General features: G+C 67.0%; 1 protein-coding gene. It reads left to right on the top strand.

Annotation, left to right across the window (positions count from 1 at the left end; translation table 11 throughout):
• Positions 1-14: 14 nt before the first annotated feature.
• The coding region (locus AA75_RS44225; protein ID WP_033826230.1) for an ABC transporter ATP-binding protein at positions 15-740 on the top strand (726 nt) is incomplete at its 3' end.

Raw genomic sequence — 740 nt, 5'->3', positions numbered from 1 at the left:
GAAGGAGACCCTCCATGGCTGAGCCCATCCTGGAGGTCCGGGACCTGGTCAAGCACTTCCCGCTGACCCAGGGCATCCTGTTCAAGAAGCAGATCGGCGCGGTGCGGGCGGTCGACGGGGTCACCCTCACCCTGCACAAGGGCGAGACGCTGGGCATCGTCGGCGAGTCGGGCTGCGGCAAGTCGACGCTGGCCAAGGTCCTGATGAACCTGGAGCGGGCCACCGCCGGCGAGGTGCTGTACAAGGGCGAGGACATCAGCCGGCTGAGCGGCCGGGCGCTGCGCGCGGTGCGCCGCAACATCCAGATGGTGTTCCAGGACCCGTACACCTCGCTGAACCCCCGGATGACGGTGGGTGACATCATCGGCGAGCCGTACGAGATCCACCCGGAGGTGGCGCCGAAGGGTGACCGCCGCAAGGCGGTGCAGGACCTGCTGGACGTGGTGGGGCTGAACCCGGAGTACATCAACCGGTATCCGCACCAGTTCTCCGGCGGTCAGCGCCAGCGCATCGGCATCGCCCGCGGCCTGGCGCTCAAGCCGGAGATCATCATCTGCGACGAGCCGGTCTCCGCGCTCGACGTCTCGGTCCAGGCCCAGGTGATCAACCTGCTGGACCAGCTGCAGAGCGATTTCGACCTGTCGTACATGTTCATCGCGCACGACCTCTCGATCGTCCGGCACATCTCCGACCGGGTCGGCGTGATGTACCTCGGCAAGCTGGTCGAGATCGGCACCGAG

Origin of the sequence: Kitasatospora sp. MBT63, from assembly GCF_000710465.2 — a bacterium.
Classification (GTDB): Bacteria; Actinomycetota; Actinomycetes; order Streptomycetales; family Streptomycetaceae; genus Kitasatospora.
This window is presented reverse-complemented; position numbering and strand designations above follow the sequence as displayed.